Origin of the sequence: Shinella sp. WSC3-e, assembly GCF_945994535.1 — a bacterium.
Classification (GTDB): Bacteria; Pseudomonadota; Alphaproteobacteria; order Rhizobiales; family Rhizobiaceae; genus Shinella; species Shinella yambaruensis.
Window position 1 is genome coordinate 48,928 of sequence record NZ_OZ000532.1, and the last position, 25,538, is coordinate 74,465.

Consider the following 25,538-nt stretch of genomic DNA (forward strand, 5'->3'; position numbering starts at 1 on the left):
CATGGCGGAGCCCGCACTTGCCCGCAGCCGGCATGAAACGGCTGCCGAAACCATGGCGCTCGAGCTGCACCGGCTCGTCGCGGAAGAGCTTGGCGCCGAGCCGGAGGAATTCGGCACCGATGAAAACCTCATCGAACTCGGCCTCACCTCGATCGCCCTGATGCGTCTGCAAAGCCGTCTCTCGGCGGACGGCGCAACGCTCTCCTTCAGCACCCTGGTGGCGACACCGACCGTCGAAGCCTGGGCTGCCCTGGCGGCGGAGGCGCAGCATGGCGCCGGGAGCATGGCCGCGCAGCAACCGGCCGGCCCGGCCGCCGACACCGGCCCGTTCCCGCTCACCGACATCCAGCGTGCCTACTGGCTCGGCCGGGATCCGCATTTCGAGCTCGGCGGCGTCGCCGCCCATGGCTACATCGAGGCGCTGACGCGCGATCTTGACGTCGAGCGGCTGGAGGCGGCCCTCAACGCCACCATCGCCGCCCATCCGATGCTGCGCGCGGTCATCGACACCGACGGGATGCAGCGCGTGCTCGACGAGGTGCCGCGCCTTGCCATCGGGCAGACTGACCTCAGCGACCTTGCCGCGGAGGAACGGGAGCGGCGCCTCTCGGCGCTTCGGGCGGACATGGAGCAGGAGGTGCTGCCCGCCGACCGCTGGCCGCTCTATCGCGTCCACGCGACGCGGCTTTCACCACACGAAACCATCCTGCATCTCAGCTTCGACATCCTCGTCTTCGACCTGAAATCCCTGGAAATCTGGCTTGCGGAATGGCGCGCACGCTATGAGAACCAGGCCGTCGCCCTCCCCCGGCCGGCGGCGTCATTCCGCGAGCACGCCCTCGCGCGCGAAGCGGAGGCGAGGTCGCAGGAAGCCGCCCGCGCGCGGCGATACTGGCAGGATCGGGCCGCCCATCTGCCGCTCGGCCCGGACCTGCCGCTCGCCCGACCGGTCGAGGCGATCGACGCGCCACGTTTCGCCCGTGAGCAGCGTGTCCTTTCGCAGGCTGCGTGGCGACGCCTGCAGGACAAGATCCGCAGCCGGGGCATCACGCCCTCGGCGGCCCTGCTGGCCGCCTATGCACGCGTGCTCGCCCTGTGGAGCGGGAGCGGCGCCTTCACCCTGACGACGACACTCTTCAACCGCCCGCTGTCCGGCCCCTCCTATGACGGCGTGATCGGCGACTTCACATCGCTGACGCTGGTCGAGATCGACACGCTCGCCCCCGCCTCCTTCGCCGCTCTTGCCCACGCGACGCAGGAGCAGCTCTGGCGCGATCTCGACAACAGCGCCGTCAGCGGCGTCGAAGCGCTGTCGATGGTGGCGGCGGCCCGCAATACGCCCGGCCGGGCACTGATGCCCTATGTCTTCACCAGCGCGCTCGGAACGGGAAAAAGCTATCTCGACGCCTTCTCCGGCTTCGGCGAAATCGTGCGCGCCGCGGTGCAGACGCCGCAGACCCTGCTGGACCATCAGGTGCTGGAGCACGAGGGCAACCTCGTCCTCAACTGGGATTATGTCGACGCGGCTTACCCGGAAGGCCTGATGGCAATGATCGCCGACCGTCACCTGTCCCTGCTGGAGACGCTCGCCGCGGAAGACGGCACCTGGAACACCGCCATCCTCTCCCTGCCGGAAGAGCAGGCGGCGCGGCGGATAGCGGTGAATGCAACGGCCTGGCATGCGGGCACGGACGCCGTGTTGCTGCACGATCCTTTCCTGCGCCAGGCGCAGGCGCAGCCGGATGCGATCGCGGTCATCGACGAAGAGCGCAGCCTGACCTATGGCGAACTCGACAGGGCCAGCAACCGCCTTGCGGGCCAGATCGCCGCCGCCGGCGCGATGCCCGGCCCACCCATCGCCGTGCTCCTACCGAAGGGCTGGCGGCAGGTGGTCGCCGTGCTGGGCATCCTCAAGGCGGGCGCAGCCTACATGCCCGTCGATCCCGCTCTTCCCCGCAAGAGGATCGAGACATTGCTTGCGGAAAGCGGCGCGACGCTGGCGCTGATACCCGCCGATGCAGCCGATGGTGACCTTCTCGTCCCCATGATCGTGGTGGACGATCCTTTATTGTCGGAGGCTGGCGCCGAGGAGGTCATCCCGCCACAGGCGGCCGCGGATGATCTCGCCTATGTCATCTTCACATCAGGCTCGACGGGCAAGCCAAAGGGCGTCGCGATCCAGCATGGCGCGGCGCTCAACACCGTGCTCGACATCAATGCGCGCTACGGCGTCACGGCCGCCGATCGCTGCCTTATGGTGTCCTCGCTCAGCTTCGACCTGTCGGTCTACGACATTTTCGGCATGCTCGCCGCCGGCGGCGCGATCGTCATTCCGCCGGCCGCCCCCGCGCCGGATCCCGATTGCTGGCTGCGCCTTCTCGAAGAAGCCGGCGTGACCCTCTGGAGCAGCGTGCCGGCGCTCCTGCAATTGCTGCACGACCGGCTCGCCGACCGCGGCACGCTCGCAATGCTCTCCCGATTGCGGCTCGTCATGCTCTCCGGCGACTGGCTGCCCCTGCCGCTCTGCCGTTCGCTCCTCAAGCTTCCCCGGCCGCCGAAACTGGTGTCGCTCGGCGGCGCGACGGAGGCCTCCATCTGGTCGATCGCCCACGAGGTCGAGCGCATCGAGCCGGGCTGGAAAAGCGTGCCCTACGGTAGGCCGCTCGCCAACCAGACGATCCACGTGCTCGACGAATCCCTTGCCGAGCGCCCCGACTTCGCCATCGGGGAAATCTTCATCGGCGGCGTGGGCCTCGCGCTCGGTTACTGGCGGGACGAGGAGAAGACAAACGCCCGCTTCATCCGCCATCCCCGCACGGGCGAACGCCTCTACCGCACGGGCGATTTCGGCCGCTGGCAGCCGGACGGCGTGGTCGAATTTCTGGGCCGGCGCGACGGCCAGGTGAAGGTCAACGGCCTGCGCGTCGAACTTGGCGAGATCGAAACACTCATCGCCGCCGATCCGGCGGTGCGGCAGGCAGCCGTCGTCGCGGTGCGCGGCGCGGGAACCGGCGACAGCCTTGCCGCTTTCCTCACCCTCGGTGGCAGCGCGGCCTACCGCGAGGAAACGTTGCTCGCCGCGCTGCGCGATCACTTGCCCGCCGCCCTTGTTCCCTCCACCTTCATCGTGCTCGACCGGATGCCGTTGACCGCCAACGGAAAGCGTGACGGCGCGGCGCTGGAACAGCGCGCCCGCGAAGCCGCGGCAGGCACGTGCGCGCCTCCCGCACGGCCGCTCTCCGATATCGAGAAGCAGGTCTGCGATCTCTGGAAGGATCTCCTGGGACGGCCGATCGAATCCCTCGACACCAGCTTCTTCCTCGTCGGCGGCAACTCGCTCCTCGCCACGCGGCTCGCGGGACGTCTTTCCCAGCTCTTCGAACAACCGGTTTCAGTGATCCGGATCTTCGAGCATCCGACCGTCGCCGGCCAGGCTCGCCTCTTCGCGCCTTCCTCGGCCGAAGTGCCGCATCAGCCGGAGAACGGCCCGCGGCGGGTGCGAAACCACCGGCAGAAAAAGAACGGGAGAATGGACGTTAGCGCGTAGCCGGCCGGACAGGCTTGCTGGCGATCTCGGTGGACCGAATACCTTACTGCTTGAAGAACCGGAACGCAGCAGATGCTCCGGCCACGACGGTCAGCACCCGCACGATGTGATGCAGCACCACGAACGGCACATCGACGTTCAATGAAAGCGCGATAAAGCTCATCTCCGCGACGCCGCCCGGTGAATAGGCAAGCACATAGGCGATGAAACGATCGCCGCCAGCAAGGGAGAGCACCGAGGAAAACGCGGCCGTGCAGAGCAGCATCACAAAAGTCGCGCCGGCCGACAGGAGCATGGACTGAAGCACGATCCGTGGCGAAGCCCCTGCGAAGCGGCAGCCGATCGTCGCGCCGATGACGACCTGGGCGCCGGCAAGGGCTGCCGCCGGCAGCTCGAAATCCGTCAGTCCCGTCAGATGGAACACGGCGCTGGCAAGCATCGGCCCGACGAGAAAACGCGCCGGCAGCCGCAACAGGCTTGCAAGCACGGCGCCGCCGATGACGGCAGCCAGGAACCAGAGGATATCGTCGACCGCGACCGTTGCCGAAGCCGCGGACACCGTTGCCGTGCGATCGATGTCAAAACCGGTAAGGGCCTCGATCAGGAACGGGAGCGCCAGGACGACCAGGAAAATCCGCGCGGCATGGATCAGCGCGATCATGCGCTCATCCCCGCCCCTTTCCGAGCCGAGCGTGATCATCTCGACAAGGCCGCCCGGCATCGCGGAAAAATAGGCCGTCACGGGATCGAGCCGGGCGATGCGGCGAAAATAGACGAAGGCCAGCGCACCCGTGATCGCGATGAAGGCGACGAGGCCGAGAAGCGAAACGATCCAGGCTGCGGCATGCCGGAAAATCTCCGGCGAGAAGGACGTGCCGAGCACGGCCCCGATCACCGCCGTCATCGGCGGCCGCGCATGTTTCGGCAGGGACACCGGGACATGCAGGAACGCAGAAAGCGCGGTCGCCAGCATCGCCCCGAGCAACCAGGCAAGCGGCATGTGCGCCAGCCACAGCAGGAAGCCTCCTGCCGTGGCGATGGCAAGCGTCAACGCAAACCGCGCCGCCGAGCTGGCTGCCTCCCTGCACCTCACGGATGGCGTCCCCCCCCTCAATAGCCGCCGAAGACGGCTTTCAGTTCCGCGACGTTTTCCGGGGAGAGCAAACGCGTGGGTGCATTGCGCAGCAGAACGAGCAGCCTGGCGGTTTCCTCCAGCTCCTCGGCGGCATAGACCGTGGAGACGATGTCCCTGCCGGCAACGACGGGACCATGATTGGCAAGGAGGACAGCGGCATGGCGGCCGCCAAGCTCCCGTATCATCTCGCCCATCCGCTCGTCGCCCGGCCTGACATAGGGCAGCAGCTTCACCTTGCCGACACGCATGACGACATAGGGCGTGAGCGGCGGGATGCAATCGTCCGGGTCGGTATCGCTGAGGCACGACAGGGCGGTCGCGAAGGTCGAGTGCAGGTGCACCACCGCCCCTGTCTGCGGCCGCGTTTCGTAGAACGCCTGGTGCAGGAACACCTCCTTCGAGGGCTTGTCGCCACTGATGTGGTTGCCGCTTCGGTCGAGTTTCGAGATTCGCGCCGGGTCGAGGAAGCCGAGACACGAATTCGTCGGGGTCATCAGGATCCCGTCCTCGACCACGGCGCTGATATTGCCGGCGGAGCCGACGGAGAAGCCGCGGTCGAACAGTGATTTCGAAAGACGGACGATCTCCTCGCGAACCTTGTTTTCCGCACTCATCTGCCTGCAAGCCTTTCCAATGCCTTGGTGAAGAAATCGGGCGTACCGAAATTGCCGGACTTGAGCGCCAGCGCCACGGGCTCATCGCCGCCCGACAAGAGCACCGGCACACCGGGGTCGATCTCGGCCCCGATGGTCAGCGCGCCAAGGTCGAGCGCCGAAACGACGGCGCCGGACGTCTCACCGCCGGCGACGACGAGCCGGCGGATGCCGGCCTTGACCAGTTCCCGCGCCGTGCTGGCGAAGAGGCCGTCGAGCGCGGCGGCAACCATCTCCCGCCCGAAGCGCGCCTGGACGGCCTGGACCTCACCGGGCGTGCCCGAGGAGTAGACCAGCGGCGCCCTGCCCCGGTTCGCAAGCAGGAAGGAAGTGAGGTCCGCGGCGGTGACCGAACCGTCCAGGACGCCGGCGACGTCGATGGCAAGCGCCGGATGGTCCTTGCGGTGGATGTCGACCTGTTCGCGCGTTGCGCCGGAGCAGCTTCCGGCGAGAATGGCTTCCGGCCCGTCCATGCCGATCACCGCCGCTCCCGTGCCCGCGGCAAGGCCGCGCTCGATGAAGTTGGCGGCAAGGCCGATGGCGATGCCCGAACCGCCGGTGACGAGGCGGCACGATGCCGTAGCGCGGCCGATCGCGACGAGGTCGTCGTCCGTGATGGCGTCGACGATGACGAGGGTGTTGTCCTGCTCCCACAAGGCGGTCTCTATACCGGCAGGACCTTCACGGACGGTTGCGATATCGACATGGCCGACGCCGCCCGTCGTCTGGAGCCGTAGCCAGCGGCGGATATCGGCGTCCGTCATCGGGTTGAGCGGATGGTTCTGCAGGCCGGAATCGTTGAGGAGCCTGTCCTTCACGAAGAGATGGCCCTGATAGACCGTCCGGCCGGCGCCGGGAAACGCCGGGCAGGCGACGACGCCCTTGACATCCAAGGCCCTGGCAAGCGCCTCGGCCACCGGGCCGATATTGCCTTGCGGCGTTGAATCGAAGGTCGAGCAATATTTGAAGACGATCTGCTCGCAGCCCTGGCCGAGCAGCCAGCGCAGGGCGGCAAGCGACTGCTCCACGGCAGCGGCGGCTTCGATCGACCGGCTCTTCAAGGCGATGACGCCCGCCTCGACATCGGCCTCGGCCTTGCCATGGGGAATGCCGAGATATTGCACCGTGCGAAGACCGCCCTCGCCCGGCAAGCCCTTGGCGAGCGTGTTCGCGATGTCGCTCGCCCCGGTGAAATCGTCTGCAATCACGCCAAGCAGCATGGAACGGATACTCCCAAAATCAGGCAGCGCCGAGAAGGCGCTTCAGTTTGTCGATGGCGGCGTCCGGGCTCGAAAGGACCGGGATGTCCGTCGCCGCCCGCACGGCCGGCACGGCGCGCGCCGTGGAAAAATGCGCAAGCACGATGCTGTCGAAGCCCTTGAGACCCGCCGCGGCCGCGGCGACAAGGCGGTTGTGGGTTTCGACATCGCCAGCCCGTACGGCCTCGATCGCGTGCTCCACAAGGAAGCTCTCCAGGGTGGCGGTCGGGTCGATCCGCGCCGCCTCCTCGGCAAACTCCGCCTCCATGCCCTCCCGCGCCGGCGGGAAGGTGTAGAGCATGGCCGTCCGGCCGCCCTTGCGGATGGCGGCCTCGAACATCGCCTCGTTCGGCTTCAGCACCGGGATATCGACGGTCGCCGCCGCCTGCTCGATGGCCCGGCCGAAGGCCGAGCAGGTGAAGAGCACGGCGGCGCTGCCGATCTGCTTCGCATAGTGCGTCAGCGCCGTGATGCGGGCCGTCAACGCCTCGGTGATATCGCTACTTTTCGCCCGGTCGGGCGAGAGGCTGTCTTCGAGCAGGTTGACCATGTCGGCCTCCGGCCAGGCGGAGGCGAAGGCCTGTCTGATCGGCTCCATGGCGATCGGCGTCGCATGGACGAGGGTTATGCGGGGCTGTTGCGACATTCCATTCCCTTTGAAAGGAGCGGCCGCCCGCGGCGGGCCTTCGCCGGGGTAATTCCGTGAAATCCGGTTCGCCGGAACTGCCCCGGCATCTTGTTTCTACCGCATCGTCCGATGCCGAAACGATGCCGCTTCGGCTGGAAAGGCGCTAGCGCTGGCCTGCCGAGAACACCCACACGCTTTCGGAGGGAATGCGCGCCCAGACCGTGCCGGTCGAAAGCTGCTTTGCGCCATGCGCCTTGGCGACGAAGTCGCCGCGTCGCAGGCGATATTCCCAGCGGTCGCCGAGATAGATGCTGTCGTCGAGGTTCATCTCCAGCCCGCCGGCCTGCGGCTGGTCGCTGACGCTGATCTGCTCGACACGGATGACCGCCCGCGCATCCTCCGATGCGGCCAGCCCCGAGGCCTCGCGCACCGTCCCGTCAAGGCTCCAGTTCTCGCCACCGATGATGGCGCTCTTGCCGTCGACCGACTTGACCTTCGCCTTGACGATGTTGTTGGCGCCCAGGAAGTCCGCCGAATAGAAGCTGTTCGGGTTGGAATAGATCTCCTGCGGCCCGCCCTGCTGGACGATCCGGCCATCCTGCAGGAGGAGGATGTTGTCGGCGGCGGCAAGCGCCTCGCTCTGGTCGTGCGTCACGAGGATGGCGCAGATTTCGAGGTCGAGGATCAGCTTGCGGATCCAGTAGCGGGCTTCCTCGCGCAGCTTCGCATCGAGGTTGGAAAGCGGCTCGTCGAGCAGAAGCACGCGCGGCTCATAGACCAGCGCCCGGCAGATCGCGACGCGCTGCTGCTGGCCGCCCGAAAGCTGGGAGGGAAAGCGGTCGGCCAGATGGCCAAGCCCCATGCGGTCCAAGATCGCCTGGACGCGCTTTTCGATATCGGCCTGCGTCACGCCGCGCAGCTTCAGGCCGTAGCCGACGTTCTCCTTCACCGTCCGGTGCGGCCAGAGCGCGTAGGACTGGAAGACGAGGCCGATATTGCGCTGCTCGGGCGGCAGGGCGATCTTCGTCTCGCCGTCGAGCACGGTCTTGCCGCCGATGACGATCTGGCCGATTTCCGGCTGTTCGAGCCCGGCGATACAGCGCAGCAGCGTGGTCTTGCCGCTACCCGAGGCGCCGAGCAGGGCGACGATGGAGCCGCGCTGCGCCGTGAAGGACGCGCCCTTGAGGATCTGCAGGCCGCCCAGCCATTTCTGGACATTGCTGACGACGAGTTCAGTCATGGATTTTTGCTCCCAAACGAAGGGCGAGCGCAAGGCCTGCGCCCGTCAAGACGATGCTGATGAGGGAAAGGGCGGCGATCGTGTTCATGGCGCCGGTCTGGAGAAGCGAGACCATCAGCGAACCGATGACTTCCGTGCCCGCGCCCATGAGGTAGACGCCCGTCGCATATTCGCGAAGGAAGATGATCATGATCAGCGCCCAGGCGCCGGCAAGGCCGGGCCTTACGATCGGGATCACCACGTCCTTCCAGGTCCGGCCGATCGTGGCGCCCGTGGTGCGGGCGGATTCCTCAAGCTCCGGTGCGACCTGGATGAGCGTGCCCTGCAGGAGGCGCAGACCATAGGACAGGCCGACGACGACATAGGCGATGAAGAGGCTGACCAGCGTCGGGCGCAAGGGCGTCAGCAGCGGCACGAACAGGAAGACCCAGAAGAAGGCAAGGCCGATGACAAGTCCGGGCAGGGCGCGCGGCAGGAGCACGATGTAGTCGAGCACCGTGTTCGACAGGCCCCAGTTGCGATGCCCCGCAAGACCGACCATCAGGTAGATGCCGACCGCGACGGCGCCGCCGACCACGGAGAGGAGCACGGTATTGACGATGCCGCGCACCAGGCTCGGAACTTCCAGCATGCGGTCGAAATTCGCGAACGTGAGATGGTCGAGCAGATTGACGCCTTCGCCCCAGGCATCGACGAAGGCGCGCACGGCGATACCCCCGATCGGCAGGGCGACGGAGACGAAGAGCCAGAAGCCGATGATCGAAAGCGCGATGGCCTGACCGCTCCCGCCGAGTTTCAGCGTGGCGACGCGAGCGCCCTTGCCGCCCATCGCGGCATATTTGCGGGCATTGCGCAAAAGCGTGCGCTGCATCCAGACGAGCGGCAGCGTGATGAGGATGAGCACCACGGCGACGACGGCCATCAGCTGATAGGTCGGCGTGCCGAACAGCGTGGTGAGCTTGTAGATGTAGGTGGTGAGCACCATGATGCCGTTCGGATCGCCGAGGACCAGCGGGATGCCGAAGGTCTCGAAGCCGAGCAGGATGTTGAGCGCGGCGGCGAAGATCAGCGCCGGCAGCACCATGGGCAGCGTGACGTCGCGCGAGACCTGCCAGATGGACGCGCCGGTGGTGCGGGCGGCCTCCTCCAGGTCCGACGGCAGGTTGCGCATGGCCGAGGAGACATAGAGATAGACATGCGGCACATGGCTGAGGCCGGCAATCAGGATCATGCCCGGCAGGCTGTAGATGTTCCACGGCACGAAGCCGAGGATGCCGCGGACGAAGAGCGAGACGAAGCCCGTCGGGCCGACGGACACCGTATAGCCGAAGGCCAGCACGATGGACGAGATGAACATCGGCACGAGCACGAGGATTTCGAGCAGGCGCCTGCCCCTGATGTCCGTCCGCGTGATCAGGAAGGCCAGCAGGCCGCCGAGCGGCACGGCAATCGCGACCATGCCGAAGGAGAAGATGGCGGTGGTGCCGAGCGCCTTGTAGAAATTCCTGTCGGTGAAGACGTATTTGTAGGCGTCGAGACCGAATTGAGCGCGCGGGCTGAAGAAGGCCGCCGTCAGGAAGCTCTGGTAGACGATCAGGCCGACAGGCGCCAAAACGGCGATTGCCAGAAGGCCGATGACGACGCGCCGGTAAAGGCTGGCATTGCCGTGCCGCGGCATCCTGGCCGGATACTTCTTCTCGGCCGCGGCTTTCGCCAGGGCGAGCGCAGCCGGTGCTTGTGTATGGGTGGACATTCTATGCCTCTCGCAAACGGTGGCGGAGCCGCGGCGCTATCTGAGCGCCGCGGCCGGCTGAGCATCAGCGGCCGAGGGCGGCCTTCCAGTCGTTGAGGAACTGGACGCGCTTCGTCGGCTCCATGTATTCGAGCACGCCTTCATCGACCGCGATCGGCTTCAGGCCGCCGCCGACGCGCTCGTTCAGCGTCTGGATGTTGAGGCCGGCGGTCACGTCGTCACGCACGGACGGCAGGCCGCCTTCGGCGAGAAGCGACTGCCCCTCGGCCGAGAGCATGAAGTCGACGAAGAGCTTGGCGGCGTTCGGATGCGGGGCATCCTTGGTGATCAGGGCGAGGCGCGAAAAGGCCGGCGTGTAGTCGCTTGCGAAATGCACGCCGAGATTCGGGCTTTCCTTCACCCAGTCGAGCGCATAGGAGCCGATGATGTTGATGGCGATGACGTTTTCGCCCGATACCACCGTTTCCTTCATGCCACCGGAGCTGGAATAGATCTTCGCGCCGTCCTCGCCCATGGCCTTGGCGAGATCCCAGAAGTCCGATCGGTTGCGGGCATCGTTCGAGTGGTGCAGGAAGCCCGAACCGCTCTTTTCCGGGTCGAAGGTCGCGACCTTGCCCTGAAGCTCGGCCTTGTTGTCCTTGAGGAAGGCGATCATGTCGGCATAGGTCTTCGGAAGCTTGTCTTCCGACAGTGCCTTGGTGTTGTAGATCACGCCGACCGGCTCGACGGTCGTGCCGAACAGCATGTTCTTGTAATTGGCCCATGCCGGCAGGTGGCCGGTTTCCGGCGAGGCATATTCGGCCGCATAACCTTCCTGGACAAGCGTCATCTGCAGGTCCATGGCGGAACTCCAGACCACGTCGGCCGTCGTCTGGCCGGCGGCGGCTTCCGAGATCACCTGGTTGTAGGCACCGTTCGTTCCGAGGTCGTTATAGGCGATCTTGATGCCGTATTTCTTGGTGAAGGCATCCTGCAGCTTCTGCGACTGGGCGGCATCGGTCGAGGTGTAGACCGAGACGGTGCCTTCCTCCTTTGCCGCGGCGATGACGTCGGCATAGCCGGCCGGATAACCGGCGGGAACGTCCTGTGCGAATGCGGCGGCGGCGAAGGCGGTCATGAGCGCCGTGCCGACGGCGAAGACGGCCGAGCGGGCGGATATTGTGTAATTCATCTCTCATCTCCCAAAAGATTGGCCCGCGCTTCGGAGCGGCCGGGCACGTCATGCGAGGGCCACTCCCTGCCCCCGCCTCCTCATGCTTTGCATTTTGGATTTTAAAAAATCAAAATGCAAATGCTCTTCTCAGGCACTGGCACGTTTCCGCTCGCCGCCGCCCGCCCGAACCGCGCCCGCGACAAGCGAACCGAAGGTATCGGTGTTGGTGGTCCCGCCGAGATCGCGGGTGCGGGACGCCGGATCGGCGAGAACCTCGTCGACGGCCCGTTCGATTTCCGCGCCGGCCGCCTCGAAATGCGCCAGGCCGCGCTGCTCGCCGAGCCAGCTCAGCATCATCGCCGCGGAAAGGATGAGCGAGGTGGGGTTGGCGATGTTGCGGTTCTGGATGTCGGGTGCGGAGCCATGCTGGGCCTGGGCGCAGACGAGGCCGGTCTCGGCATTGGCATTGATCGAGCCGGCAAGGCCGAGGCTGCCCGAAAGCTCGCTGGCGAGATCCGACAGGATGTCGGAATAGAAGTTCGTCGCGACGATCACGTCGAAGCGCGAGGGGTCGCGCACCAGATGGGCGGCCATCGCGTCGATGATGAAATCGTCGAGCGTCACGTCGGGGAACTCGGCGGCGACCTTTCGCACCTGCTGCAGGAACAGGCCGTCCGTCAGGATGAAGTTGTTGGCCTTGTGGACCGCGGTTACCTTCCTGTTGCGCTTCATGGCGAGCAGGAAGGCCTGGCGGGCAATGCGTTCGCAGGCGGACGCCGTGATCTTGCGCACCGAGAGCGCCACATCCGGCGTCGGCATGAATTCACCCGTGCCGGCATACATGTTGCGGTCGGGATAGAACCCTTCCGTCGCCTCGCGCATGATCACGAGGTCCATCTTCTTGGCATCGTTGAGGAACGGGCGCGAACGCGCCGGGCGGACATTGGCATAGAGGTCGAGCTTGACACGGAAGCCGGCCGAAACGTTCACGCCGCCCTTGTCGCGGGCGGGATAATCCATGTGCGACTGCGGTCCCAGGATGATGCCGTCGAAGGTGCGCGCGCGCTCGATCGTCTCGTCGCGCAGCGTCGTGCCGAACTTTTCCAGGCTCGTGAAGCCGGTGTCCTCGAAGTGGTATTCGAGGCCCAGACCGAACGCCGCATCGGCGACCTTCAGGACCTCCATGGTTGCCGCTGTGATCTCCGGACCGATCCCATCACACGGCGTCACGAATATTTTCATCAGATATCTCCCATGAGGCGACGAGCGAAATCGCCGCTCTGCGTCACGGGGAGATTATTGGCTTTTTAAATCTAAAAATGCAATCACTATTTTTCGAGATTGTCTTTTTCATGCGCCTGGTGCGACCAGGACCAGGTAATGGGCGACTTCTTGGAGAGTGCACCGCCGAGGTGCCGGCGCATCGCGTAGGAAGCCTCCACGACCTCACCGCGCTCCAGAAGATCAAGGATTTCGAGGTGTTCCCGGCACTGGCGCACGGTGCGGCTGCGGTCGACGCGCGAGCGGTATTCCAGCAGGCGCCGCATGCGGTTCACGCGCACGAGCGAGATGTGGAAGAAGGGATTGTTGGCCATCTTGATCAACTCCTCATGGAAGAGCGCGCCATTGTGCAGGAGGCGCTCGGCCGGCAGCCGCTCGATGTCCGTGTCCAGCATGCGGCTCTGGATCCGGCGCTGCTCGTCGATGATCTTGCGGTCGAGCCGGAATTCGGGTTCCAGCATCGCGGCCGGTTCGATCAGCATGCGGAAGCGGTAGATCTGCTCGAAGGCCTCCGGCGTCTTGGCGACCGGCAGGAAGCGCCAGCCGTAGCCCTGCTTGCGCTCGGCCCAGCCCTCGCGGGTCGCACGCATCAGGATGTCGTTGAGTTGCGACTTGGTGAGCTCATAGCGCTCGCGCAGCATCTGTTCGGTGACTTCGGCGGGAATGCGGTCCGTCAGCCAATCCTCCGCCAGCCGCTGGTAGTCGTTGGCGACCTCGAAGGGTCCGGTATCGTCACGCACCTGCTCGACGACACCGCTCGCCGCCTCGCGGACGAAGAAGCCGCGGTTTTCCTTCTGCTCCAGCAGCCCCTGGCTTGCCAGCATGTCCATGGCCTCGCGCACCGGCGAGCGGGACACGCCGAAACGGTCCGCCAGCTGCTGCGTCTTCAGGTGATCGCCCACCGAAAGCTCGCCGGATGTGACGAGAAGCGTGATTTCGTTCGCGATGGTCTGGGCGAGCTGGCTGGAGCGCATGGATACCGTCCGGTCTTCTGAAGCAATCGGCTGGAGGTTATTCCATGCTGCGGGCAAAGGAAACAAGAGGCGGGATTCTTTGCATATATACCGCATTAAAAGCCAATGAATCGTCGGAAACTCGTTGACATTCTCTAATTATTGGCTTTTTACGTATTAAAAATCACTTTGGAGATGCGAAATGGCTCTATGGATCGAAACCGAGACGGGTCCGGTCGAAGCCATTGACCTGCGCGCGGCCTTCGACGAAGTCCGGCGCCTGCCCTTCGTCCTGCGCATCCTGCTTGAAAACGTCGCCCGCCGCGACCCCGCGCGCCTTGCCTCGTTCACCGACGCCCTGCGCGATTGGCTCGGCGAGGGCACGAGCGAGGCGGAGGTGGATTTCCACCCCTCCCGCGTCCTCATGCACGACACGACCTGCGTTCCCGCCCTGGTGGACATCGCCGCCATGCGTGACGCCATCGCGGAGGCAGGCGGCGATCCGTCGCGCCTGACACCCGTGCTGCCCGTCGACGTATCGGTCGATCACAGCGTCGCCGTCGACCGGTATGGCCGCGGCGACGCGCGGGAACACAACATGCGGCGCGAGATGGACCGCAACAGCGAGCGCTACCGCCTGATGAAATGGGCGACCACGGCACTGCCGGGCGTGCGGGTGCATCCGCCCGGCACCGGCATCATGCACACGCTGAACCTCGAACAGCTCGCCACGGTCATGGAGGTCGTCGAGCGGGACGGCACGCGCCGGGCCGCCCCGGATACGCTGATCGGCACGGACAGCCATACGCCGATGATCAACGGCATCGGCGTGCTCGCCTGGGGCGTCGGGGGCCTGGAGGCCGAGAGCGTCTTCTTCGGCCTGCCGGTGACGATCCGCCTGCCCGACGTCGTCGGGGTCCGTCTCACCGGCCGGCTCGGCCCGGGCGTGCTGTCCACGGACCTTGCACTCGAGGTCACCCATCTGCTCCGAAAGCACGGCATATCGGGAGAGTTCATCGAGTTTTTCGGCGAAGGCGTTCCGGCGCTGACCTGCGGCGACCGCGCCGTCGTCGCCAATATGGCGCCCGAATACGGCGCTTCCACCGGCTTTTTCCCGATTGACGGACAAACCGTCGCCTATCTGCGCCAGACCGGCCGCAGCGCGGACCATTGCGCCTTCGTCGAAAGGGCGGCAAAGGCCCTCCACCTCTGGTTCGACCCGGCGGCGGAGCCGCGCTACAGCCGCATAATCGATCTCGACCTATCGGCAATCGAACCGATCCTCGCCGGCCCCCGACGCCCGCAGGACAGGCTGCCCGTCGCAACGGCCGCCGAGGCACTGGAGGCAGCAAGCGGCAAGCCCTTCGAAACCGGAAAAACCATACCGGACGGCGCGATTGCCATTGCCGCCATCACGAGCTGCACCAACACCTCCGATCAGCGTCTCCTCGCCGCCGCCGGCCTCGTTGCCCGGAAAGCACGGCGCCTCGGCCTTCGCCCGCCCGCCTGGGTGAAGACATCGCTGGCGCCCGGCTCCCCCGCGGCCGAGCGTTTCCTGGCGCGCAGCGGCCTGCTTGCGGACCTGGAAGCGCTCGGCTTCGGCATCGTCGGCCACGGCTGCACGACCTGCATCGGCAATTCCGGCCCCCTGCAAGCGGACATGGCCGCGGCAATCACGGACGGAACCGTCGCCGCCGCGCTCCTCTCCGGCAACCGGAATTTCCCCGGGCGCGTCCATCCAAGCCTCCAGTTCGGCTTCCTCGCGTCCCCACCGCTCGTCGTCGCCCTCTCGCTCATCGGCAAATTCGTCTCCGATCCGATGAACCGCGACATCGGCCGCGGCCCGCACGGGGAAACCATCCGCCTTGGCGATCTCCTCCCCGCAAACGGGGAGATCGATGCCATTGTGCGAGGGGCCTCCGAGCCCGCCGATTTCGGACAGGCCTTCGCGCAGGCCGCAGCCAACGCGGCATGGCAGGCGCTCGATGCCCCCGCCTCCGCGCGGTTTCCTTGGGATCCCGCATCGACCTATATCCGCCGCCCGCCCTTCGCCTCCGCACGGACGGCAAGCCGGCTCGGCGCCTACGAAGCCCATCCGCTGCTCGTTCTCGGCGACGACATGACCACCGACCATATCTCGCCGGCCGGCCAGATCGGCGCGGCCAGCCATGCGGGACGGCATCTCGTCGCGCATGGCGACCCGCCGGACGACCTGAATGTCTACGCCGCCCGCCGCGGAAACTGGCAGGTTATGGTCCGCGGCCTCTTCGACAACCGCACCGCCGGCAACCTGCTGATCGACGGCCGGCCCGCCGCCCGCACCATCCATGCCCCGACGATGGAGGAAGGCCCCCTCTGGGCCATCGCCGAACGCTACCGGCAGGAAAACCGGCCGGTCGTCATCGTCGCGGGCGAACGATACGGCACCGGTTCCTCGCGCGACTGGGCGGCCAAAGGCGTCGCCCTCCTCGGCATACGCGCCGTCATCGCCCGCAGCTTCGAGCGCATCCACCGCAGCAACCTCATCGGCATGGGCGTGCTTCCCGTGGTGATCGATCGCGCCGTGCCGCTTTCGATAGGACCGCAGGACAGGATCACGATCGATGCCACGGCGGTGGAGCCGAGAAGCGAGCTGAAACTGCTCATCCGCCGCGCCGACGGCCAAAACCAGGCTTTGGTGGGAAGGGCGGCCGTGGAAACGGAACGGGAAATCCGGATCCTCAACGCCGGAGGAATGATCTCCACGATCTTGTCCGACACGCGAACGCGTTGAAGTATCGCGCCATACGCCAACAGGCCTGGTGGGACGCGCCGCCACGGTATCCCCCCATGGGATGGACGCTGCGCGGCCAGCAGGCATATCTCGCGCGCCATGGGCGTGATAATCACGGGAAGCCGCCGCACGGATAGAACCAGCCCTCGCGGACATCGAACAAGATATCGAGTAGGAGGAAAAAACATGATCGTCGTCACATCTGAGGAGATTGCAGGTACGCCGCGGGATGCGTCGGGTCCCGGCTGGCAGAGCCGCCGGATGATCGTGCGGGAACATGGAATGGGACATTCGGTTCACGAGACGCGGGTGGCAAAAGGTGCCGAACTGCACCTGCACTACAAGAACCATTTCGAAACGAACTATTGCATCTCCGGCGAGGGCGAAGTGGAGAATGTTTCCACGGGAGAGGTCTTTCCCATCGTCCCGGGAACGATCTATGCCTTGAACGAGCACGATCCCCATATCCTGCGCGCGAAGGAAGCGCTCCTGCTGGTTTGCGTGTTCACGCCGCCGCTCTCGGGCAGCGAGGTTCATCGCGAGGACGGCAGCTATGCCGAGGGCTGAGCACCCGTCTCCATTTCCACGGGATGCAAAACCAAAGGCACAAGCCGCGGGTGACACTTGGATCCTCGGCTCAAGGCCGAGGATGACGTCGATGGGTGGGGCGGCGCTCTTCACCAGGCTGGGGCCGGCGTTTCGCCGGCCTTTCGTCGTCTTCGGCTCAACCCATGCGCTCGGAGGCATAGGAACCGGGGCTGGGCGGGAAGACGATGGTCTTGTTGCCGTTCATGAAGACGCGGTGGTGGATATGGGCATGGACCGCGCGGGCCAGAACCTGGCTCTCCACGTCCCGGCCGATCGACACATAGTCGTCCGCCGACTGCGCATGCGTGATGCGCGCCACGTCCTGCTCGATGATCGGACCCTCGTCGAGGTCCTCCGTCACATAGTGCGCCGTCGCGCCGATCAGCTTCACGCCACGCTCGAAGGCCTGCTTGTACGGGTTCGCCCCCTTGAACGACGGCAGGAACGAGTGGTGGATGTTGATGATCCGGCCCGACATCTTCTTGCACACCGCATCCGACAGCACCTGCATGTAGCGGGCGAGAACGATCAGCTCGGCGCCGGACTGCTCGACGATCTCCACCAGCCGCGCCTCGGCCTGCGGCTTGTTCTCCTTCGTCACCTTGACGTGGTGGAAGGGGATGTCGTGGTTGACGATGACCTTCTGGTAATCGAAATGGTTCGAGACGACGCCGACGATGTCGATCGGCAGCGCGCCGATCTTCCAGCGGTAGAGCAGGTCGTTCAGGCAATGGCCGAAGCGCGAGACCATCAGCAGCACCTTCATGCGCTCGTCGCTGTTGTGGAACTCGTAGGCCATGGCGAAGGCCTTGGCGACCGGCGCAAAGCCCGCGTCGATATCGTCCTGGCTTGCGCCGCCTTCGCTCTTGAAGGTCAGGCGCATGAAGAACAGGCCCGTCTCCTGGTCGTCGAACTGCGAACTGTCGACGATGTTGCACTCCTTCTCGGCGAGGTAGCCGGTAATCGCGGCGACAATGCCGCGGGTCGATTGGCACGATACGGTCAGCACATAGGTCTTCATCGGTTCGTTTCCCCTGGAAGCCGGACGGGCGCGCTTCAGGCCGGCCGCGCGGCACGCGCGAGGGCCTTGAAGGCCATTTCGCGGGTCAGCATGCCGATTGCCGCCCCGCCCTCCGTGACAAGGATGGCATTTTGCGCGGCGAGCGGCGCAAAGCACTGGCCGAGGGCGGCATTGGCGTCGATGCTGGCCACGGGCACGGCCTCGCCGGAAGCACCGCGGGCAAGGAGGCGCAACGCGCCGTCCCGGGCGACGATGACGCCCGGATGCTCGCCGAGCAGCGCAGCGGACCGCTCCGGCGTCGCCTCCGCCTGCGTCAGGACCGGAATCCGCGCGAAGGCCTCGTGGGCATAGAGGGCACGCGACAGGTCGACCTTCCGCACGAACCGATCGACATAATCGTCGGCCGGCCGGAACAGGATCTCCTCGCCCGTGCCGACCTGACGCAATTCGCCGTCCTTGAGGATGGCGATGCGGTCGCCGAGATGCAGGGCCTCGTCGAGGTCGTGGGTGATGAAGATGATGGTCTTTTTCAGCCGTGCCTGGATATCCTTCAGCTGCTCCTGCATGTCGCTCTTGATCAGCGGGTCGAGCGCGCTGAAGGCCTCGTCCATCAAAAGCACCTCCGCTTGCGTCGCCAGTGCCCGGGCCAGGCCGACGCGCTGCTGCATGCCGCCGGAAAGCTGGCGTGGAAAGCGGTTCTCGAACCCCTTGAGCCCGACGAGCTCCAGCTGCTCCATGCCGAGGGCCACCGCCTCGCGGCGGTTGACGCCCTGCAGGATCGGCCCGCAGATGGTATTTTCCAGCACCGTCTGGTGCGGCAGCAGGCCGAAACGCTGGAACACCATGGAAATGCCGGTGCGGCGGAAGGCGATGAGCTCCTTCGCATTCATCTCCATGATGTTGCGGCCGTCGACGAGGATGCGGCCGGCGGTGGGCTCGATCAGCCGGTTGAAATGACGGATCAGGGTGGATTTCCCCGAACCCGACAGGCCCATGATGACGAAGGTCTCGCCGCGATGGATCGAGAAGTCGATGTCCTTGAGGCCGACGACACAGCCGGTCCTCTGCAGAACCTCGGCCTTCTGCGCGCCGGCGCGCAGCTCGGCGAGCGCATCGTCCGGGCGGTTGCCGAAGATCTTGTAGACCTTGTCGACCTGGATTTTCACGTCGGAAGTACTCACGCCTCATTCCCCGCTGGCAAGATGTTTCTGGGCACGCCGGCCATAGGACTGGGCGATGCGGTCGAAGATCACGGCGAGGAAGACGATGGCGATGCCGGCGATGAGGCCGCGGCTGACCTCCAGCCGCTGAATACCCTGCAGGACCTGATAGCCGAGGCCGCCGGCACCGATCATCGAGGCGATGACCACCATGGAAAGCGCCATCATCGTCGTCTGGTTGACGCCGGCCATGATGGTCGGCAGGGCAAGCGGGATCTGCACCTTGAGGAGTTTTTGCCGCGGCGTCGCGCCGAAGGCAACGATCGCCTCGACCACTTCGCCGTCGACCTGGCGGATGCCGAGATCGGTCAGCCGGATCACCGGCGGAATGGCGAAGAACACGGTGGCAAGGATCGCCGGGATCTTTCCCGGGCCGAACAGCATGACGAAGGGAATGAGATAAACGAAGATCGGCAGCGTCTGCATGATGTCGAGCAGCGGCAGCGCGATCGAGCGCAGCCAGTCCGAGCGCGCCATGACGATGCCGAGTGGAATGCCGATTACGACGGCCACCACCGTCGCGGCGAGCATGAGCGCAATCGTCGCCATCGCGTCGTTCCAAAGGCCGAGGGCCCCGATGAAGACGAGCATGGCGACGGCCCCGCCGGTTGCCTTGAGGCTCCGTGCGGCCGAATAGGTCAGCGCGGCGATGACGGCGATGGTGACGTACCACGGCAGCCATTGCAGGAAGCTTTCAAGGGCGCTCAGGAGCTTGAGCAGCGGCAGCAGCATTCGTTCGAACGTATCGCCGTAATGCGCCACGACCCAGCTGAAGCCGTCGTCGATGGCAAAGCGGAGACCGCGGGTGTCGATGAATTCGGGGAAATTGTCTGCCACGGCACAAGCCTTTCACGATGCATCTCTTGCCGGCCGCCACGCGACGCGGACCGCCGGCAAAGGAAGGTCGCAAGAGCGGCGCAACCGCGCGGTCGCGCCGCCTCGCCAGAGGACCCTCAGAGCGAGGCCTTGACCTTTTCGGCGACGTCGGCCGGGACCCACTTGGTCCAGATGCTCTCATAGTTCTTGAAGAAATAGGCCGCGACTTCCTCCGGCGAGGCCTTGTTGTCGTCGCCCCAGGCCAGCACGTCGCTGATCTCGGCGTTCGGAACCTGCATCTTCGACAGGAACTCTGCGACATCCGGCGCCTTTTCCTTCAGGCTCGTGGTCGCGGCGACGGCAACCTCGCCCACGGCCCAGCCGGTCAGTTCCGGCTTCTCGCACTTGGCATCGGTGAGGCATGTGAACTTGGCCGCATCATAGGCAGGCATGTCCAGCACCTTGAGCCTGTACTTGCCGATCACCTCGGTCGGCCCCCAGTACCAGCCGACAAATGGCTTCTGGCGCGAGACTTGGCGGGCGATGGTGGCCTTGAGGTTTGCGCCGGATCCGGTCGGATAGACTTCATAGGTCTCTTCGAGGCCGAGCGCCTTGATGAGGTTGTTGGTGATGATCTCGCAGCCCCAGCCGGGCGGGCAGGCGAAGAAGCGCCCCTTGCCGGGGGCCGATGCGTCCTCGAACACCTTCCAATTGTCCTTGAGGTCGCTGACGGAGCGGATTTCCGGATGCGCCTCTGCAACATAGTCCGGGATCCACCAGCCTTCCTGGCCGCCGCTGGCGAAGATATCACCGGCCTTGTACACCGTGCCTTTCGCCAGCATCTGGTCCCAGGTCGACTTGACGGTCGAGACCCAGAGTTCCGGCGCGATGTCCGGCTCGCCCTTGGCCAGCATGGAGGAGGCCGTCGGCACCGTGTCGCCGGGCACGATCTGCACGGTGCAGCCGTAGCCTTCGGCAAGGATCGCCTTGGTCACATAGGCGAGCGTGCCGGCGGAAAGCCACGTCATTTCCGCCACGGTGATCGGATCCGTCGTGCCGCATTCCGCCGCCTGGGCAGCGTTGCCGCCGAGCAGCATGCAGGAGAGGCAAGCGCCCGCGAGAATCGATGTCCTGATCTTCATGTCCGTTCCCTTTGTTGTGGTTGTCGTGCTCGTGACGGTTACGATGTCGAATGCGGTCACTTTTATCAAACCGAAATAACTGATCCGCATTTCAGAAAAACTTTAGCGAATGAACGCCTCGATCCGCTCGATCAGCGCGGCGTCGACGGCCACGCCATCCCGCTCGGTGCGCCGGCGCGCGGCCCGCCGGCGGCCGCCCGGCAGACGTGCGCCCTCCTGCCCGGCGATGGCGCCGAGAAGGTTTGCGACCTGCGGCGAAAAGGTTGGTGAAAAGGCCGACGGATCGAAGGCGATGAAGCACTGGCCGGTCCGCGGCGGCCCGCCCGCCGTGCCGGAGAACGGGCTCGCATCCTTGCTGAGGGCCGCTCCCGATAGGCAGGATGCAAGGATTTCGACGAGAAGGCCGGCGCCGAACCCCTTGTAGCCGCCGGCTGGCAGCATCGAGCCCTTGAGGGCGGCGACGGGATCGAGCGTCGGCGCGCCATCGGCATCGAGCGCCCAGCCAGGTTCGATGGGCCTGCCCTCGCGCGAGCGCAGGAGGATCTCCGATTTCGCCACCACGCTTGCCGACTGGTCGAGCACGAGCGCGACCCCGCCTGCCTCGTCCGGCACGCCGAGCGCGAAGGGATTGGTGCCGATGACGGGCGTGCGCCCGCCGGGCGGCGCGATGGACGCCGGGGCATGGGTGGTGCAGAGGCCAAGCAGGCCCGCTTCGGCGATGCGCTCGGCATGATGGCCGAGCACGCCGCAATTGTAGGAGTTGAACACCGTCAGCGCGGCTACCCCGTTCCGCCCGGCGGCGGCGACGAAGCGATCCCAGCCGGCATCGATCGCCGGATGGGCGAAGCCGGTCGCCGCATCGACGACGATGGCGCCGGGACGCGGCTCCGACACGACGGGCGACGCCCTGCCGTCGACCTTGCCGCAGCGCAGGTGCTCCGCGTAGATCGGCACATAGAGCAGGCCATGGCTGCGAATGCCGTCGCGCTCGGCCAGCATCGTCGACCGGGCGACGGCGGCGGCGTTGTCCGTGCTGGCCCCTGATGCCGTCAGTGCGCGCAGGCACAGATGCTCGACCGCAGCGAGCGTCATCACCCGTTCCGTCATGGAAATATCCTCAATCGTTGTCCGTGGTTCCCGCGCCCGCACCCTGCGCGCGCGAAAAATCCGAGGCCGGGACGCAGGTTCGCGCCGCAAGCGCAAGTGCCGCCGCATAGGCCGCCAGATCGCTTGCCGCCGGTCGCGGCGTTGCCGGCCGCGCAAGGCGGTCGTCCCCGGGCAGGAGACGAAGCACTGCCGCGGACGGCATGAGGCCACCGGCATCCTCCACCAGCGCAAGCGGGACGACAGCGCCCTCGCCGCGCTCCACCGCAAGGCAGAGCCCCATGTCCCCTGCCGTCGCACCGGCAAGACCGATCAGCAGCAGGCCGCAATCCCGGCCGTGCAGCGCGACCTCGTCCCGGCCGCCGCAGCAGAGCGCATCGATATCCGCAAGGCCTTCGAGAATGTCATCCGGCCCCCGCCCGGCAAGCGCGTCGACGACGGCAGCGACGGCATCGACGCCGCGCGCCGCCAACCAGACGGCGGCCTCGCCGATATCCTCCGCAACACCGTAAGGCAGTCCCGCGCCGGCAGCCGCCTTGCGGGCGAGTGTCTGCACTTCATTGTAGGAAAGCAGGATCGTCGTCATGGCAGCACCGGAAGCCAGCAGTCGTCGGTTTCGCCGGCCGTGATCTCGCCGGCCGTCGGGGCGCCCTGGAAGAGCGTGATGCGCGTCCAGCGATCCGAGCGCGGATCGAATTTCGACGCGCCGAAGAAGGCGAGCTTGCAGCGCAGCATGTCGATCGGCAGGCAGCGGTCCGAGAGCAGGTTGTCGCGGATTTCCGCATAGGGCGCGCCGGCCGTCGCCTGGATGCGGCGAACCATGTGGCGATGCTTCGGGAAACGGGCGAGGAAGGCGGCGACGGTCCCGGTCTCCGGCACTTCGGCAAGGTCGGCGGCGAGCCGCTGCGCCTGCCGGGCGATGTCGAGCGGCAGCTCCAGTTCCGCCCCGGGCTCGGCTCCGCGGCGGCCGAGGCGCGGCTCCAGCTTCTCCTGCGAGACATACCAGAACTGGGCGGTTTCGGCCGGCTCCCCGAAGGCGATGGCGAGCGCCCATCCATAGTGCTCGCGCAGGAGCGCGCGGAGGGCCGCCAGGTCCATGCCCGGTCGGAGCACCCCTTCGCGCACCGCCGCCATGCCGCCTGCAAGGTCATCGTTTTCAGGTCCCGCCATCTCGATGAGCAGCGCGGCAAGCAGTTCCTGGAAATCCACGGAGAGGAGCTGCCCGCGGTCGAGCAGGGCCGCGACCGGAAAGGCCGTGGCCAGCAGCCGCGCAGGATCGATCCAGGCTTCGGCCTCGGCCCACTCCGCGCGCAGGCGAACGATGCGTGCCGCAAGCCCGTCATCCTCCACCGACCATTGGTCGAGGTGCCGGGCCGCCTGTCGCCAGAGATCGGCCAGCCTGTTCACCGCCGCCGCATCAAGATGCGGTTTCGACCGCACACGCGCCAGGGCGGTCTCGCGGGCGAGGACCCAGTTGTTCAGCAGCACCGGATGGTTTACCAGGAACGGCGCCATGCCGAGGCCGGTGGAATTGCCGACCCCGATGTGACGGCGCAAGTCCGGCGCCAGCAGCACGGCGGTTTCGGGCGCGCGGCACCGGGCGATGTGCTCGACGAGGTCGTGCGAGAATTCGCGGATCAGCCAGACGGTGAGCATCTCCGCCTGGAAGGGACCATCCAGCCCCCTGCGCCCGGCAAGGACGCAACGGTCGGCGATGCCGAATTTTCCATTGCCGTAGACGGCGGTGGTGCGCAGCAGGTAACCGACCTCGCCGAGACGCGCCCGATCCGGCTGCCGGCCTTGGGCCAGGCTGTCGGCGACATGCTCGAAGAAGCGCACGGACTTGTTGGCGCGGCTCAGCACCAGGTCGCGCGGGCCGAAGCGCCCCGCCTCCTGCCGCGACGCGTTCGCCCGCAGCCGGCCGATCTCGGCGGCATCGGGAATGCCGTCATAGAGCACGTAGCTCGTATCCCAGGCCTCGGCGATCACGCGGTCGGAGCGCTGGTCGTCGGAGAGCGGGCAGGAGAAGGCGACAAGGCTGTAGTCATGGCCGCCGAGCCGCAGCGTATAGACCGCCTCGCCAAACCCCTCGTCGTCCATGCGCCAGACACCGCGATGCACCGCCGCGCCGCTTGCCGCAAGATGCCGGATCAGGCTGCGCAGGAAGCTGAGCCGCGTCGGAAAAGAGGCCCCCATTCGCCGCAGGCGCATGACGACATCCGGCGAGCGCAGTGCCAGCGCAGGCTCCGTCGTTACGTCGAGCGCGCGGCCGGTCATGGCATCGGCCCGAACGAAGCGTTGTAGAAGCGCAGCCAGTTGCCGCCCATGATGCCGCCCATCTCGGCCTCCGAGAAACCGGCCCTGTGCAGCCCGTCCCGCAGGTTGCCGAGATCGGTATTGCTGGTGAACCAGGCCGGCTGGCGGGGAAAGCCGGCCGCGGCGGCCGACCCTTCACCGAAATCCATCACCTTCGACCAGCGGCCATTGCGCATCCATGTCACCACCGAATCCGGCTGGTCCTGGCAAAGGTCGCTGCCGATGCCGACATGCTCGACGCCGTAGCGCGCGGCCGTCTCCGCGACCATGGCGCAAAAACCCTCCAGCGTGCAGTTGGACCCGTCCTTCAGGTGATGTGGATAGAGCGACAGGCCGAGCATACCGCCGGATCGTGCCAGCGCCTTCAGGACCGTGTCGGACTTGTTGCGCAGGGCAGGATGCCACCAGTGCGGATTGGCATGGGTAATGGCGATCGGACGGGTCGAGATCTCTATCGCCTCCAGGGTCGAGCGTTCGGCGGAATGGCTCATGTCGATGACCATGCCGACGCGGTTCATCTCGGCGATGGCCTGGCGACCGAAGCGGGTGATGCCGGGATCTTCCCCCTCGTAGCAGCCGGTGGCAAGCAAGGACTGGTTGTTGTAGGAAAGCTGCATGAAGCGAACGCCGAGCGTATGGCAGACCTCGATGAGCCCGATATCGTCCTCGATGGGCGACGGGTTCTGCAGGCCGAAGAAGATGGCAGTGCGCCCCTCCCGCATCGCCCGCTCGATATCGCTGCCGGATCGGCCCGGGAAGATGAGGTCCGGGTGGCGCTCGAAGTGGCGGTTCCAGGCGATGATGTTGGCGACCGTCTCGCGGAAGCTCTCGTGATAGGCGATGGTGGCATGGACGGCATGCACGCCGCCGGCCCGCATCTGGGAGAAAACGCGCGGGCTCCAGTTGGCATATTGCAGGCAATCGACGAGGGGGCTGGCGATCTTTGCATCCATGGC

20 protein-coding genes are annotated in these 25,538 nt (G+C 66.1%); 3 read left to right on the plus strand and 17 right to left on the minus strand.

What is annotated here, in order from left to right; genetic code table 11:
• Position 1: 1 nt before the first annotated feature.
• A complete protein-coding gene (locus tag AABF56_RS26975; protein ID WP_272808178.1) occupies positions 2–3,547 on the plus strand; it encodes an amino acid adenylation domain-containing protein in 3,546 nt (1,181 codons plus the stop codon).
• A gap of 43 nt (positions 3,548–3,590) precedes the next feature.
• On the opposite strand, the gene AABF56_RS26980 is transcribed toward AABF56_RS26975, so the two are convergent.
• The 9 genes from AABF56_RS26980 to AABF56_RS27020 form a co-directional block, all read right to left on the minus strand.
• Positions 3,591–4,598, minus strand: a complete 1,008-nt coding sequence (locus AABF56_RS26980; RefSeq protein WP_272808179.1) for an AbrB family transcriptional regulator — start codon at positions 4,596–4,598, stop codon at positions 3,591–3,593.
• A 59-nt stretch (positions 4,599–4,657) separates the two neighbouring features.
• The gene (otnC, locus tag AABF56_RS26985) at positions 4,658–5,296 is read right to left on the minus strand and encodes a 3-oxo-tetronate 4-phosphate decarboxylase (RefSeq protein WP_272808180.1); all 639 of its coding nucleotides are present in this window, start codon (positions 5,294–5,296) and stop codon (positions 4,658–4,660) included.
• Positions 5,293–6,555: a 3-oxo-tetronate kinase gene (otnK, locus tag AABF56_RS26990; protein ID WP_272808181.1), complete on the minus strand. Its 1,263-nt coding sequence runs from the start codon at positions 6,553–6,555 to the stop codon at positions 5,293–5,295. The genes otnC and otnK overlap by 4 nt, the downstream gene beginning before the upstream one ends.
• Positions 6,556–6,574: 19 nt before the next feature.
• The gene (locus AABF56_RS26995) at positions 6,575–7,240 is read right to left on the minus strand and encodes an arylsulfatase (RefSeq protein WP_272808182.1); all 666 of its coding nucleotides are present in this window, start codon (positions 7,238–7,240) and stop codon (positions 6,575–6,577) included.
• 145 nt (positions 7,241–7,385) lie between these two features.
• Positions 7,386–8,462, minus strand: coding sequence for an ABC transporter ATP-binding protein (locus AABF56_RS27000; RefSeq protein ID WP_272808183.1), 1,077 nt, complete (start codon positions 8,460–8,462; stop codon positions 7,386–7,388).
• Positions 8,455–10,215, minus strand: a complete 1,761-nt coding sequence (locus AABF56_RS27005; RefSeq protein ID WP_272808184.1) for an ABC transporter permease — start codon at positions 10,213–10,215, stop codon at positions 8,455–8,457. The genes AABF56_RS27000 and AABF56_RS27005 overlap by 8 nt, the downstream gene beginning before the upstream one ends.
• A gap of 64 nt (positions 10,216–10,279) precedes the next feature.
• Positions 10,280–11,386, minus strand: a complete 1,107-nt coding sequence (locus AABF56_RS27010; RefSeq protein ID WP_272808185.1) for an ABC transporter substrate-binding protein — start codon at positions 11,384–11,386, stop codon at positions 10,280–10,282.
• A 129-nt stretch (positions 11,387–11,515) separates the two neighbouring features.
• Complete coding sequence (locus tag AABF56_RS27015; protein ID WP_272808186.1) at positions 11,516–12,610, minus strand: isocitrate/isopropylmalate dehydrogenase family protein; 1,095 nt, start codon at positions 12,608–12,610, stop codon at positions 11,516–11,518.
• A gap of 86 nt (positions 12,611–12,696) precedes the next feature.
• Positions 12,697–13,623 (minus strand): GntR family transcriptional regulator, encoded by a 927-nt coding sequence (locus AABF56_RS27020; protein ID WP_272808187.1) that lies wholly within the window; start codon positions 13,621–13,623, stop codon positions 12,697–12,699.
• A 181-nt stretch (positions 13,624–13,804) separates the two neighbouring features.
• On the opposite strand from AABF56_RS27020, the gene acnA reads away from it, so the two are divergent.
• Together acnA and AABF56_RS27030 are read left to right on the plus strand one after the other, a co-directional pair.
• Positions 13,805–16,375: an aconitate hydratase AcnA gene (gene acnA, locus AABF56_RS27025; RefSeq protein WP_272808188.1), complete on the plus strand. Its 2,571-nt coding sequence runs from the start codon at positions 13,805–13,807 to the stop codon at positions 16,373–16,375.
• A 186-nt stretch (positions 16,376–16,561) separates the two neighbouring features.
• Complete coding sequence (locus tag AABF56_RS27030; RefSeq protein WP_245082022.1) at positions 16,562–16,942, plus strand: ectoine synthase; 381 nt, start codon at positions 16,562–16,564, stop codon at positions 16,940–16,942.
• A 157-nt stretch (positions 16,943–17,099) separates the two neighbouring features.
• Here AABF56_RS27030 and purU read toward each other — a convergent pair whose 3' ends face one another.
• The 8 genes from purU to AABF56_RS27070 all read right to left on the minus strand — a co-directional run bounded on the left by purU (position 17,100) and on the right by AABF56_RS27070 (position 25,535).
• A complete protein-coding gene (gene purU, locus AABF56_RS27035; protein ID WP_272808189.1) occupies positions 17,100–17,984 on the minus strand; it encodes a formyltetrahydrofolate deformylase in 885 nt (294 codons plus the stop codon).
• Positions 17,985–18,019: 35 nt separating this feature from the next.
• On the minus strand, positions 18,020–19,165 hold the full coding sequence (locus tag AABF56_RS27040) for a quaternary amine ABC transporter ATP-binding protein (protein ID WP_272808190.1): 1,146 nt from the start codon (positions 19,163–19,165) through the stop codon (positions 18,020–18,022).
• A gap of 3 nt (positions 19,166–19,168) precedes the next feature.
• Positions 19,169–20,041, minus strand: coding sequence for an ABC transporter permease (locus AABF56_RS27045; protein WP_338341924.1), 873 nt, complete (start codon positions 20,039–20,041; stop codon positions 19,169–19,171).
• A 116-nt stretch (positions 20,042–20,157) separates the two neighbouring features.
• A complete protein-coding gene (locus tag AABF56_RS27050) occupies positions 20,158–21,162 on the minus strand; it encodes a glycine betaine ABC transporter substrate-binding protein (protein ID WP_272808191.1) in 1,005 nt (334 codons plus the stop codon).
• Between the two features lie 102 nt (positions 21,163–21,264).
• Positions 21,265–22,269, minus strand: coding sequence for an Ldh family oxidoreductase (locus AABF56_RS27055; RefSeq protein WP_272808192.1), 1,005 nt, complete (start codon positions 22,267–22,269; stop codon positions 21,265–21,267).
• Positions 22,270–22,279: 10 nt separating this feature from the next.
• Positions 22,280–22,852, minus strand: a complete 573-nt coding sequence (locus AABF56_RS27060) for a DUF3726 domain-containing protein (protein WP_272808193.1) — start codon at positions 22,850–22,852, stop codon at positions 22,280–22,282.
• Positions 22,849–24,543 (minus strand): hypothetical protein, encoded by a 1,695-nt coding sequence (locus tag AABF56_RS27065; RefSeq protein ID WP_272808194.1) that lies wholly within the window; start codon positions 24,541–24,543, stop codon positions 22,849–22,851. Before AABF56_RS27065 ends, AABF56_RS27060 begins: the two co-directional genes overlap by 4 nt.
• Positions 24,540–25,535 carry a membrane dipeptidase gene (locus AABF56_RS27070; RefSeq protein WP_272808195.1) on the minus strand — a complete coding sequence of 332 codons (996 nt, stop codon included), beginning with the start codon at positions 25,533–25,535 and terminating at the stop codon, positions 24,540–24,542. The genes AABF56_RS27065 and AABF56_RS27070 overlap by 4 nt, the downstream gene beginning before the upstream one ends.
• Positions 25,536–25,538: the final 3 nt, after the last annotated feature.

What these genes read in the sequence shown, in the direction of transcription:
- AABF56_RS26975 (WP_272808178.1), top strand. Translation starts at nt 2, where the DNA reads ATGGCGGAGCCCGCACTTGCCCGCAGCCGGCATGAAACGGCTGCCGAA.
- otnC (WP_272808180.1), bottom strand. Translation starts at nt 5,296, where the DNA reads ATGAGTGCGGAAAACAAGGTTCGCGAGGAGATCGTCCGTCTTTCGAAA.
- otnK (WP_272808181.1), bottom strand. Translation starts at nt 6,555, where the DNA reads ATGCTGCTTGGCGTGATTGCAGACGATTTCACCGGGGCGAGCGACATC.
- AABF56_RS26995 (WP_272808182.1), bottom strand. Translation starts at nt 7,240, where the DNA reads ATGTCGCAACAGCCCCGCATAACCCTCGTCCATGCGACGCCGATCGCC.
- AABF56_RS27000 (WP_272808183.1), bottom strand. Translation starts at nt 8,462, where the DNA reads ATGACTGAACTCGTCGTCAGCAATGTCCAGAAATGGCTGGGCGGCCTG.
- AABF56_RS27005 (WP_272808184.1), bottom strand. Translation starts at nt 10,215, where the DNA reads ATGTCCACCCATACACAAGCACCGGCTGCGCTCGCCCTGGCGAAAGCC.
- AABF56_RS27010 (WP_272808185.1), bottom strand. Translation starts at nt 11,386, where the DNA reads ATGAATTACACAATATCCGCCCGCTCGGCCGTCTTCGCCGTCGGCACG.
- AABF56_RS27015 (WP_272808186.1), bottom strand. Translation starts at nt 12,610, where the DNA reads ATGAAAATATTCGTGACGCCGTGTGATGGGATCGGTCCGGAGATCACA.
- AABF56_RS27020 (WP_272808187.1), bottom strand. Translation starts at nt 13,623, where the DNA reads ATGCGCTCCAGCCAGCTCGCCCAGACCATCGCGAACGAAATCACGCTT.
- acnA (WP_272808188.1), top strand. Translation starts at nt 13,805, where the DNA reads ATGGCTCTATGGATCGAAACCGAGACGGGTCCGGTCGAAGCCATTGAC.
- AABF56_RS27030 (WP_245082022.1), top strand. Translation starts at nt 16,562, where the DNA reads ATGATCGTCGTCACATCTGAGGAGATTGCAGGTACGCCGCGGGATGCG.
- purU (WP_272808189.1), bottom strand. Translation starts at nt 17,984, where the DNA reads ATGAAGACCTATGTGCTGACCGTATCGTGCCAATCGACCCGCGGCATT.
- AABF56_RS27050 (WP_272808191.1), bottom strand. Translation starts at nt 21,162, where the DNA reads ATGAAGATCAGGACATCGATTCTCGCGGGCGCTTGCCTCTCCTGCATG.
- AABF56_RS27055 (WP_272808192.1), bottom strand. Translation starts at nt 22,269, where the DNA reads ATGACGGAACGGGTGATGACGCTCGCTGCGGTCGAGCATCTGTGCCTG.
- AABF56_RS27060 (WP_272808193.1), bottom strand. Translation starts at nt 22,852, where the DNA reads ATGACGACGATCCTGCTTTCCTACAATGAAGTGCAGACACTCGCCCGC.
- AABF56_RS27065 (WP_272808194.1), bottom strand. Translation starts at nt 24,543, where the DNA reads ATGACCGGCCGCGCGCTCGACGTAACGACGGAGCCTGCGCTGGCACTG.
- AABF56_RS27070 (WP_272808195.1), bottom strand. Translation starts at nt 25,535, where the DNA reads ATGGATGCAAAGATCGCCAGCCCCCTCGTCGATTGCCTGCAATATGCC.